An 11,930-nucleotide genomic window follows, 5' to 3' on the forward strand; every position below is an offset into this window, starting at 1 on the left:
GAACTGCCCTCAACTCGCTAGCATCGACGTATAAATTTAACCAAGCCAAAACTTTACTTAACTAAAGCATCAAAACACGACATTAAGACAGTTCGTGAACAATCATTTGATTATGATGCTATCGCTATATGCCCGAATACATTTAATCATTTCACTTTCATAATTCAATCGACATCAATAACGACAACTTATGTCGCGATGCCGATTCTTTTATTAATCAAATCTTGTATATTGGGTATAGCAATGAGCATGAAGCGTAGCGCCCTATATTAACAATTTCAGTATTTAACTGAACTTCGAATCAGAACAAGGTGTGTTTCTACGACATGATTAACCTTAGAACGTTCTTAGACTAAACACATTATTCAAAACCATTTTTAGTAAATATTTAGACTCAATACGTAGCACAACTTCATATAAATAGCGCAGATAAATAAAGCATAACCATTCTATTTTCAGGAGGTTTTATGATTTTAATAAATGACTTTGATTTAACCCAACCGCAAAAGTCATCGTGTTAGACCATACACTTGATGACTCAACCCTATTAACAGAAATACTGGCCTTGTGTAAGACTGCAGCCCCAGAGCTCATCGTGGCGGAAAGCAAAGAGGCAGATTTAGTCTTACGCTTATTGCCTGAAATACATGCTTATTGTGGTGCAATCGCTTTAAAACAGCCGCTATGCAATGACATTAACTTTGATTTACTTACAGCTCATTATGCAACACGCAGCCAAGCAGACCGATGTACGATCCTAATTCAGTTAGCAAAAAATCATCCTGACTATACAAAGCTTGATGGCATATTTTATATGTTGGATGAACATGAAGATTTTGATCAAGCCGTAGAATTGCTGAAGAATAGTTACTTTTTTATGCCGATGTCGACAATTTAGATTAAAAATAAACAATACAAAACTTAGATTTAGCGTAAATCTGTCGTGATTAATTTTACAGTTATAATTTTAGCCATAAAAAAAAGCACCCTAAGGTGCTTTTTTAAGATTCTTAACTTATGGCTTAACCACTACCATAATTTGAATCGCTTCTGGTGTAACCGCCAGACCATCAAGCAGTGTTAAACCTTCTTTTTGCAGTTTTTGTAAACGTGCAATTTCGTCTTCACGAATACTTGGGTTGAACTGCTTCAAATAAGTTAAACGGTCAATTTCATATTGCCATTTGCTACCGTAGATTTCTTTAGCTTGTTGTTTAAAGCCCGGTAATGCACCACGAGCAATTTCAAGCGCTTGCGTATAACGCTGTTCAATGACATCACGACGCGCCTTAACCACTTGGCGGCAACTGTTGCCATCAAGATGATGTAAATAAGGACGTAAAATTTCAGGTGCAATTTTTTGCGATAAATCCTGACCTTTTTCGCTCAGTAATACACGAACCAACTGTTGTGGCAAACTTGACGGCAAATTCAATGCTTTCGGTGCAACGACATCGACTTTAAACCACACTTCCATTAACACAGAACCTTGCGGTAAAGCGGCCGATTTCAATACAGCAACGTTGGTACTACCAAAGCCTTGCGTATTAATCATTTCCATCACACTTTCAGTGAATGGATGCTCAAGTGTTAAATATTGAGCATCTTCACGGATCTGTGCTTGGTCACGATAGAACGTCGCCGTCATACCTTCTTCGTCCAAAGTCAGACCTTGAACTTGCATTTGATCCGTTGGCTTGATAATCACGGTACCATTACTTTGCTCATCAAAATCAATGTTTGTAGACGCCATAAAGCGCTTCATGAACATTGGTAACGTAGTATTGTCGTCGTAGTCTTCAAGTGCAGTCACAATTTCTTGTGCCACGATTGGACGGCAAGAGTTGTACTCAAGTAAACGGTCACGACCTTCTTGAAGTTCAGCTTCAAGCGCTTCACGTTGCACACTTACGGCTTCGAGCAGATCTTCAAACTCTTGGCCTTTATCTGCCAACAAACAATCTTTCAGATTGACGATAAAGTTTTCTTGGAGAGTTTGCGCTGTCGGGGAGATATTACAGAAAATATTTAATGCTTCGTTATACCAACGGAACATACGCTCTTGAGCAGTACCAACCAGATAAGGCACATGAATTTGAATACGATTTTCTTGACCAATACGGTCCAAACGACCAATACGTTGTTCAAGTACGTCCGGGTTGGCAGGCAAGTCAAACAAAACTAAGTCCGATGCAAACTGGAAGTTACGACCTTCAGAACCAATTTCTGAACATAGTAAAATTTGCGCACCGTATGACTCTTCAGCAAAGTAAGCTGCTGCTTGGTCACGCTCTAATAAGCTCATGCCTTCATGGAACATCGCAGTGCGAATACCCGCATGCAAACGAAGTACATTTTCTAAAGATTCAACCACTGGACCACTACGTGCAATCAATAACACTTTTTTGTGTTTCAGGTCTGTACGCAGACGTTCCATCAACCACATCACACGTGGATCTGTTTCCATCCACGAGCCATCAAGCTGCGCTTCTTCTGGCCACATTTGTTCACGTAACTTGCCATCTTTAGACCAGTTTTCTGGTGCAGGTAATGGCGCAGGCTGACAGTCACGACCTGGGAAGCCTTGAATCGCTTCACGTGTATTACGGAATAAAATACGGCCTGTACCATGACGGTCTAATAATTCGTGAATGGCACGGAAGCGTTGTTCTGGCTCGTCAGTAATTCGATGACCTAATAGGCTTTCAATCGCTGCCAAATGCCCTTCTTCGAGTGGCAGATCAGACATCAACACTTCAGCAATTTTAGCTGTTTGGTGATACTGCTCTTCTTCATCCAAGAAACGATCAAGCGAACTAAAACGTTGTGGATCGAGCAGACGCAAACGTGCAAAGTGACTTTCCACACCTAATTGTTCAGGCGTTGCGGTTAGTAACAAGACACCCGGCGTTTTTTCAGCAAGTTCTTCAACAAGGTCATATCGGTCATTGCCGCCTTCTTCTTCTGACCACATTAAATGATGAGCTTCATCGACTACGAGCAAATCAAACCCAGCTTCAAGGGCTTGTTCACGCAAGTCATCATGGTCGATCATCAAATCGACACTCGCAATGATGCATTGTTCTGTTAAGAATGGGTTGAGGTCTGGATCGTGTTCTTTAATCGATGCTGTACGTGTTAGATCAAATAATGAGAACTCAAGATTGAAACGACGACGCATTTCAATCATCCATTGATATTGCAATGAATCAGGTACTAAGACCAAGATACGTTCTGAACGACCCGTTTTGAGTTGCTGATGAATGATCAGACCTGCTTCGATGGTTTTGCCCAAACCGACTTCGTCAGCAAGTAATACACGCGGAGCAAAACGTTTACCCACTTCATGCGCAATATACAGTTGGTGTGGAATGAGACCCACACGTGAACCTACCAAGCCACGTAGAGGGCTAGACTTCATATTGGCTTGAAGAAGCAGTGCTTCGATACGCAGGTCATACCATTCTTTATAGTCCACTTGGCTTGCAAGCAAACGATCTAATGGTTTTGCTAACTGAATACTTGCACCAATACGTGTTTCATTCAGTGCTTTACGCTCTTCTGTGCCATCGGCAAGTTTACGTACCGCGTTATAACGAACCACGCCACCACGGTCTTCAAGAGATTCGACAATCCAAATTTGACCTTCTTGGTCTTGGACTTCGTCATTTACATTGAAAACAATACGAGATAAAGGTGCATTGTGACGGGCATAGACACGAGTTTCATCACTTTTTGGGAATAAAATGCTGACCGATCGCTCATCAACATCAATAAGAACACCTAAACCCAGTTCCGTTTCTGTATCTGATAACCAACGTTGACCAATAGCAAACTGCTGCAATTTTTCCACCTTTTTCTCAAGTTCGGTCTGAAAATATTATGCTCAAACTGTGAACGTTATTTGAGCAAAAATCTAGACCATAAAGCAATATATTTTGACATAAAGCCCACTAAATAGTGAGCAGAATTCTTAGGGATTTAAATGATTTTCCTAAAATGGGACAGGACAGTGAAATTCCACTGTTTGCTCTGTTTCAGGATGGTTAAAACTTAAACGCTCAGCATGTAAACATAAGCGCGGCATCAGCTTCTGTTGCTCAGGTGTTGCATACAAAGTATCACCAACAATAGGATGACCTAAATATTGCATATGAACACGAAGCTGATGGGATCGACCGGTAATAGGAGTTAACACTACACGTGTTACGGCTTGACCCTGAATCTCAAAATGTTCAGTGGCTTTCCAATGCGTAAGTGCGGGCTTATTATGTGCAGGATCGGCAATATGCAGTGGCGGATGTTCTGGGTCATACACGACGGGTACATCAACAGTACCTTCACCTTCGAGCGTACCCGCAACCAATGCCTGATATGTTTTTGAAGTTTGACGTTCTTGGAACTGGCGTGAAATTCGATTTTGCCCTTGACGGGTTAATGCAAAAACCAAAATACCTGAAGTATCACGATCCAAACGATGGATGAGCAAGGTATTCGGTTCAATTTTTAATAATCGATTGATAACACAGTCTTGTAAATCTGCTGTTTTTCCCGGAACTGTGAGTAAACCTGCTGGTTTATGGATGACCATAAAGTCAGTGTCACGATGTATCAGGTGTTCGGTTAGAAAATTACTCAAAGTTCAATCCAGTTCTGATCTCGAAAAACAAGGCGGCAATAATAAAAAGCTTAGCCAACAATTACAATGCACAAAGGCATATTTCCCGACGTATTTTCCGATTTAGAACAAAAATAATTCCAATTGGCTTTGTTTAGTCTGTACTGAGCAATTTTTCTAGCAATGCTTTTAGACTCGCATCATCTAAAAAGTCTTCATAACGGATGTTTGCACCATTGGCACGCCACAACCCAATTAAGCTAACCATGGCAACGGAATCGAGTCCATAACTGCGTAAATCGGTTAAGGGATCTATTTCCAATGCATCCATATCTAGCTGCTCTGCAATAGCCAATAAAATACCTTTGGTTGACAAAACGAATTCCGTTGGTGCTGACAGATTCCAAAGCCGCATCAAATTATAACTACTCATATGATGTATACCTTGGCCTGACATGGAGTCCACCCACTGAATATGCTGTTCCTGATTACTCAGCACAATTGCGTCATCAACGATACAGATTTGCTCTGTTACGCTATATAGATGCGGCAAGATCTGTTTCAGCATAGGCGTGATTTGCCCTGCAAAGATCAGCTGCGGGTGTGTTGTTGCATATTCACCAAGTTGCTGCATGCCTTGAAGTAAATCATCACCATATAAATCGACAATTGGAATCTCTAAAGCTTTGGCTTTATTGGTCAGTTGGATCAAATTTTCCATCAACTGCGTATCTTGTATACCCTGCTGCATGCGTAAATTTTGTAAGCCAACCAGTACCAATACTGACTGTGTTGATGACAGCTGCCATTTTGCTTGAGATGGTGCAAATTGGATTTTTTTAGGCATGGGATAAAGCATACAGACTCGGTACATAACTCAAGTTGGAACAATTGATATGCTAACGCAGAATCATATCTGAAAGTGACTTTCGGCTACTGATAATTTACTTTTTGGTCAACTTTAAACTTATAGATTTTTTTAATTCTATTAAGTTTATTAGATAAACCTAAGTTTTGGTTTTATTCAAATTCGGATAAAAAATAATCTTGTAAATATTCAAGTGATTTACCCTCATACAGCAAAGAAAAATCACCATCGTGCTCTTCTAAACTTGAGCTGCCATCAATAACACCTAATACATTACTAATTGAATCAATCATTACTTGTCGTAAGATTGAGAAAAAAATTCTCTTATGTTCGTCTGGCAAAGTATTAAAAAAACTTATTGCTTCAATAAAATAAGGATCTTTTATTTCTGATGGTGAGCAGTCTGTGAACAATCCTTTATAAATTTCTAGGTTTTCGTTAATAATTCCTTTTTTGAGCAGATGAGCTAATTCTTTTGAGTCCATACCTTTCCCTTTATTTTAGTTTCGTATAACAGCCATTTTTTTTAAATGAGCATAAAAAATTTTCAAATATAGATATTTTTCTTCAAATATCATTTTTTTATTTTACGATAATTTCTTTAATATTCTTTTCATCCCCAAACAATATTCGAGATACATCAATACTCATCATTGTAAAATATATGTATCGCTGCAGCTCATCCCTAATATACATCGCATCAAGAATTACATTATTTAATGTAATTCCTAAATCAGTATATTACATAGCATATAAAACTAGCACTGATAGTACCCTAATAAACCCTGATACTTCAAACGACAAGATTTGCTGGGCAAGTTTCTTAAATGTTAATGCTGACAAGAGCAGTACTCCTGTCAGCTTATCGTGTTTATTTCTGAGGTTCGACATTCAGTGCAGCCAAAGGTGGTGACATCGGATGTACCGAAGGTTCACCGCCTGCAACACGAGACAGAGGCAGCCACTGTGCAAGTATTGGATTGGTTCGATCAAATAGTGGAGTTAACTTTAATTCAGAAGGTAACAATTCACTCAAAGAGCTCATGCTTTCAAGTTTAGCCAAAGCCTTGATGCTATCTTCAGCCGCATTACCTGTATCCACTTTGGCAGCCACAGTCACAATACTGACTTGCTTTTCATCTTGATTAAACATCAGCCAAGCACTGGACAAACCTAGCGCCTGCGCATGCTCTCGCAAAGTCGGCCAAACCTCTTTTAGCAGCTGATCTAACTGATCATGCTGTGTAGAAAACCGTTCAAAACGCACAACATGATGTGATGTTGCTAAGGGTTTAAAATCATGAGCACCAGCAACACGCCAAATATTTCGCTGTACATTCAAGAAAAATGGACGGCTCCAAAACTTTACATTCGGCTCAAATTCCAATTCTTCACTGGTGAAACGCTCATAATCTTTTACATTTTCCCAAGTATCAAATAAGTAGCGTCCACCAGTCCAAAGCGCACCACTAAAACGGTCAAAACCAAGTGGCATATATTTGTGGCGCATGCCCGGGCGCACATCCATGCTGCGACGTTCAATTTCCTGCATATTCACTAAATCATGCATCTTGATTTCACTTGCAATTGGGAAGTCTGAAGTAAACGCTGCTTCTGCCTGAATCGGGCCTGTTTCGTAGTTGAGAATCGCCATATGTATCTCCGATATTCGTTGTGGAGTTGTATAAATAATTGCTCTCAGCCAGTGCTGAATCAGCTGTTAAACCCACTTTATCGAAAATAAATTCTTGAAAAAGACCTTCAAATTTAATTTACTTATTACATCGTGTAATTAATAAATAGAAATATTATGCTGCGTCACTATGATGATCTACAAATCGGCAGTCTTGAATTGTTTTGTTTAACCGTGGAAAAGAAAAGTTTCTCTGCTGCAGCAATTGCAGCAGGCATTTCTCCTGCCGCAGTCAGCAGAGCGATATCACGCTTAGAAGCAAAATTTGGGGTAAAGCTATTTGTCCGCACTACACGCCAACTTAAAATTACCGATGCTGGGCAGCATTATTATTATTTTTGCAAACAAGCCCTTAACAGCCTACTCGAAGGTGAAATGCAAATCAGCGGTGAACAGGAACACCCCATCGGCTTACTGAAAATTAGCGTGCCCACAGCTTATGCACATTATCGTCTGCTGCCTAAAATGGCTAAGTTTACCGAACTGTTTCCACATATTAAGCTCGAGATTCATGTCAGCAACCATAATGTAAATTTAGTGACTGATGATTATGACATTGCGATTCGCGGTAATGAGTTAACCGACTCTGGCTTAATTGCACGTAAACTTGAAGATGCTGCATTATGCATTGTGGCTACACCTGAATATTTGAAAAGGCACCCTGCACCTATGAACATCCAAGACTTACAGCATCACGAATGTATTTTGTTTGAATTACCGAGTTCAGGTAAGTCTGGACCGTGGTCACTCATGGATGCAGGCAAAAAAATTATGGTTGATGTCCAAGGAAAAATTACCTGTAAAGATGATTATCTCTCGACCTTAATCTTAGCTAAATCAGGTGCGGGACTGATGCAGGTCTACCGCTTTTCAGTGGAGCAAGAATTACAAAGCGGCGCGTTAGTGGAAGTTCTCAAATCTTATAGCCAAACAACTCGGCCTTTTTATTTACTCTATCCAAAGTCTAACTATCAGTCTTCTAAACTCAAAGCATTTATCAATTTCATGCTGAATGCTTCGGCTCAATCTTAGAAAATTTCGATTTAATGCTATGGGCGAAGTTACTAGACATTTAAATCAAAATAAAAAAAAGCCCAACATATCGATTGGGCTGAATTATCTATTTCACTCAAGATCATGCTTAGTTTTGCTGCGCGAAAAACTTCTCAATCGCCACTTGTGCAATTTCTGCATCTTGAAATGACTTTACCCCAGACACGCCCATTGCACCCACCAATTGCCCTTCATACAAAATCGGCTCACCACCTTCCAGCATGCCATTAAACGTCTGCATGGTTAAAAAACCCATCTGCCCACCTTTTATCAAATCTTCAAACAATTTAGATGGGCGCTTACTGATGGCTGAACATTTGGCTTTTTCTAAGCATAGATTTGCTGTCATTGGCGCTGCACCATCCATTCGTTTCATCGCCAATAAATTGCCTGTATCATCCATTACCGCAATGCTGACATTAAAACCTTGTTCAACTGCATAAGCATGTGCTGTGTTTAGTAAAAATTCTGCATCTGCCAAAGTTAAATAATGCTTGGTTTTCATTTAAAAATCCTTTTCTTAAAAAGCCGAATTTAAAACAACAAAAAAGCCCACAGCAGGCTGCGGGCTTTATTCTAAAGCAGAATTTACCGATTTAAATGAAAATTACTTCATTTCGGCAAAAACTTCTTTCGCCATTTCAATGGTAAATGCAATATCTTCATCGCTATGCGCGCTTGAGAAGAAACCGGCTTCAAATGCTGAAGGCGCTAAGTTTACACCGCGCTGTAACATGCCGTGGAAGAAGGTACGGAAAGCATCTACATCACATTTCAAAATTGAATCAAAACCAGTAATTTCAGTTTGATCTGTAAAGTAAATACCAAACATACCGCCCACTTGCTGGGTAAAGAACGGGATGCCTGCTTCATCTGCAGCAGCCTGTAAGCCTGCAAGTAAACCTGATAATTTTTCAGTCAAAGTTTCATAGAAGCCCGGCTGACGCAAATGTTTAAACATCTCAATACCGGCACGCATAGCCAATGGGTTACCAGACAATGTACCCGCTTGATACACCTTACCCAGTGGCGCGATACATTCCATCACTTCGCGTTTACCGCCAAATGCACCAACTGGCAGGCCTGCACCAATGATCTTGCCTAAAGTAGTCAAGTCAGGCTTTACGCCATAATGCGCTTGCGCACCGCCAAGACCGACACGGAAACCTGTCATCACTTCATCAATGATGAAAACAGAACCATGCTCGTCACAGACATCACGAATTGCTTGCAAGAAACCCTCAATAGGTTTCACCAAGTTCATGTTGCCTGCAACTGGCTCGACAATTACACCTGCAATTTCTGAACCGAATTTTGCAAAGCATTCTTTAAGCATCGCAATATCGTTATACGGCAGTGTTAAAGTGTGTTTGGCGAAATCAGCTGGAACACCTGCAGAAGTCGCTTCACCCTCACCTTTAGTAAGTAGGCCAGAACCCGCTTTCACTAAAAGCGAATCTGAATGGCCATGGTAGCAGCCTTCGAATTTTACAATCTTGTCACGGCCGGTGTAGCCACGAGCAAGGCGGATGGCGGTCATCGTTGCTTCAGTCCCTGAGTTGGTCATACGAACCAATTCAATAGACGGCATAATTTCGCAAATAATATCCGCCAAAGTTGTTTCATGAACGGTTGGCGCACCAAAACTCAAACCATCAACAGCCGCGTCTTGAACTGCTTTGATAATGTCGGGCTGCGCATGACCTAAAATCATTGGGCCCCAAGAGCCGACATAGTCGACATAGCGTTTTCCGTCTACGTCATAGAGATATGCACCTTGCGCTTTTTCGATAAATACCGGTGTACCGCCTACACCATTAAATGCGCGTACAGGAGAGTTTACACCGCCAGGAATATGCTTGCTGGCTTGTTTAAATAATTGTTCTTGCTTAGCAGATAAGCTCATAAAAATTCTCTACTTATTCAATCTAAAAAATAAAATTAAGCTTGTTCAGCAAAAAGCTCAGACCATTCATAAACACGACTTCTAACAGCAGACATTGAACGACCTAATACATCACTAATCACAGCACAAAGATCAGCACCTGCTTCAATGACTTCTGCTGAATTTTCTACAGTTAAACCACCAATTGCACAAATAGGTACATTTAGTTTCGCTTTGGCTTGTTTTAGCGTTTCTAAGCCAATATTGCCTGCTTCAGGCTTAGTTTCAGTTGCAAAAATGGCACCAAAAGCCACATAGTTTGCACCGTCTGCAATTGCCTGCTCAGCCAGTTCTAAAGAGTTATTGCAGCTTCGACCGATCAAAACATTTTTAGGTAAGCGTGCTACAGCTTCAGCAATTGAACCGTCATCTTGCCCTAAATGGACACCCACACCATATTGAACTGCAGTTTCGAGATCATCATTAATGACAAAAGGCACTTTGTACTGATTACACATATTTTTCATGTATTCAATTTCATAAGCCTGATCTTCCTTTGCCACTTTTTTACGACGATATTGCAAAACAGCAACTTCATAAGTTGCCATCGCGCCTTCAAGCTTGGCTAAAAGCAATTCGATAGGATCATCATTGGTAATGAGGTATAAACCACGCATAGTTCAATCACAACTTAAAACTTTTGAATATTATAACGATTAGGTCTGTGAAATGTTGCTTGGGACATAAAATTTTAATGCTTTGCTGCTGAGAAAGTTATATTCCTTTTCACAGGACTACTTATATAAATGTTTAATTAAATTTTCTGTAGAAAATGGCAAAAAATACCTATTTTCAGGTATAGAACAAAACTGATACAAATTATTTAATAGTGCACCAGTAGAACTCAAAACGCAGCGCATAAAAACACAACACTTTTATAAAAATAAAAATGTGTAACCTATTAGACTTTTTGGTGCTTGGTAAGAAGCGTTTTGGGGAGCGTTCAGAGCATCAAAAAGTCTAGCCTATTTTATGAAAATTTTTATTGTTATATCTTTCAAACAATAGACTTTTCTAAGGCCATAAAAAAAGCCTAGAGAAGGTCACTCTAGGCTCGGAAAACTGGGGTTTATCGACTATTCATGTTTTAGATAAGAATTAAATAAACAATATGAACATTATTAGACTAATCACTCTAATTTTGCAAGTCATTTACTCAAAAAAATCACACCCATATCCATAAAAATTAAGCGTTTGATTAATAAACAATTAACTATCAATCTTATCTAAATTACGGTGTTTTAAGCTTAAGTTCCCCTTCACAATATCAGACAGCATGCGCCAATCGGAAATAAAGCTGTACAAAGGTTGCTTGAAACTAGCTGGCTTATTTTTTTCAAAGAAAAAATGTCCGACCCATGCACAGGCATAGCCTGAAACCAGGCCATAAGCAAAATACTTCGGTTGTCTTTTTAAAATTGCTTTTGCAAAGAAATAGAGTCCTATACTGCTGCCTGTGGCATGTAAACGTCGGCTCATGATATTTCGATGTTCAGTCAAATAAAATCGATAAAATTGCGAGTAGTCACGAATAGGCAACTGAAATTCGGGCTTTAAATCTCGATTAAACTCGGGTTGTACTTGTGAATTCATTTTGTGCTCATCCTGAACTTATTTTAATCAACATAGCTCAAAACTCGCCCACTTTAAAGGCGTAAAATTTTATTTTGTTCCAATGAAAATTGAACTATTGTGAATTATACAATTGATGGAATATCCATTTTTAAAACTTTTCTTTGGCCAAAATCAGCGC

11 protein-coding genes are annotated in these 11,930 nt (G+C 39.7%); 2 read left to right on the top strand and 9 right to left on the bottom strand.

Features of this window, described 5'->3' with window-relative positions; translation table 11 throughout:
* Window positions 1-514: 514 nt before the first annotated feature.
* On the top strand, window positions 515-898 hold the full coding sequence (locus M5F03_RS03065) for a hypothetical protein (RefSeq protein WP_249706511.1): 384 nt from the start codon (window positions 515-517) through the stop codon (window positions 896-898).
* A 117-nt stretch (window positions 899-1,015) separates the two neighbouring features.
* On the opposite strand, the gene rapA is transcribed toward M5F03_RS03065, so the two are convergent.
* From rapA to M5F03_RS03090, 5 genes are all read right to left on the bottom strand, one after another.
* On the bottom strand, window positions 1,016-3,853 hold the full coding sequence (rapA, locus tag M5F03_RS03070; protein WP_180023849.1) for an RNA polymerase-associated protein RapA: 2,838 nt from the start codon (window positions 3,851-3,853) through the stop codon (window positions 1,016-1,018).
* Window positions 3,854-3,994: 141 nt separating this feature from the next.
* A complete protein-coding gene (locus M5F03_RS03075) occupies window positions 3,995-4,639 on the bottom strand; it encodes an RluA family pseudouridine synthase (protein ID WP_180034745.1) in 645 nt (214 codons plus the stop codon).
* A 133-nt stretch (window positions 4,640-4,772) separates the two neighbouring features.
* Entirely contained in the window at window positions 4,773-5,477 is a 705-nt protein-coding gene (locus M5F03_RS03080) for a phosphopantetheine-binding protein (RefSeq protein ID WP_249706513.1), read from the bottom strand.
* Window positions 5,478-5,638: 161 nt separating this feature from the next.
* Window positions 5,639-5,971, bottom strand: coding sequence for a hypothetical protein (locus M5F03_RS03085; RefSeq protein WP_078193595.1), 333 nt, complete (start codon window positions 5,969-5,971; stop codon window positions 5,639-5,641).
* 386 nt (window positions 5,972-6,357) lie between these two features.
* Window positions 6,358-7,140, bottom strand: coding sequence for a hypothetical protein (locus tag M5F03_RS03090; protein ID WP_249706514.1), 783 nt, complete (start codon window positions 7,138-7,140; stop codon window positions 6,358-6,360).
* Between the two features lie 156 nt (window positions 7,141-7,296).
* Here M5F03_RS03090 and M5F03_RS03095 point away from each other — a divergent pair, with 156 nt between their 5' ends.
* A complete protein-coding gene (locus M5F03_RS03095) occupies window positions 7,297-8,211 on the top strand; it encodes a LysR family transcriptional regulator (RefSeq protein WP_180119859.1) in 915 nt (304 codons plus the stop codon).
* 109 nt (window positions 8,212-8,320) lie between these two features.
* On the opposite strand, the gene M5F03_RS03100 is transcribed toward M5F03_RS03095, so the two are convergent.
* The 4 genes from M5F03_RS03100 to M5F03_RS03115 all read right to left on the bottom strand — a co-directional run bounded on the left by M5F03_RS03100 (window position 8,321) and on the right by M5F03_RS03115 (window position 11,770).
* Window positions 8,321-8,737: a GlcG/HbpS family heme-binding protein gene (locus M5F03_RS03100; RefSeq protein ID WP_180023855.1), complete on the bottom strand. Its 417-nt coding sequence runs from the start codon at window positions 8,735-8,737 to the stop codon at window positions 8,321-8,323.
* 102 nt (window positions 8,738-8,839) lie between these two features.
* Window positions 8,840-10,138, bottom strand: coding sequence for a glutamate-1-semialdehyde 2,1-aminomutase (hemL, locus tag M5F03_RS03105; RefSeq protein WP_180133027.1), 1,299 nt, complete (start codon window positions 10,136-10,138; stop codon window positions 8,840-8,842).
* Between the two features lie 35 nt (window positions 10,139-10,173).
* Complete coding sequence (gene thiE, locus M5F03_RS03110; RefSeq protein ID WP_249706516.1) at window positions 10,174-10,794, bottom strand: thiamine phosphate synthase; 621 nt, start codon at window positions 10,792-10,794, stop codon at window positions 10,174-10,176.
* A gap of 592 nt (window positions 10,795-11,386) precedes the next feature.
* Window positions 11,387-11,770, bottom strand: a complete 384-nt coding sequence (locus M5F03_RS03115; RefSeq protein WP_180034739.1) for an Mpo1-like protein — start codon at window positions 11,768-11,770, stop codon at window positions 11,387-11,389.
* Between the last annotated feature and the right edge of the window lie 160 nt (window positions 11,771-11,930).

Origin of the sequence: Acinetobacter amyesii (assembly GCF_023499985.1) — a bacterium.
GTDB classification, from domain to species: domain Bacteria; phylum Pseudomonadota; class Gammaproteobacteria; order Pseudomonadales; family Moraxellaceae; genus Acinetobacter; species Acinetobacter amyesii.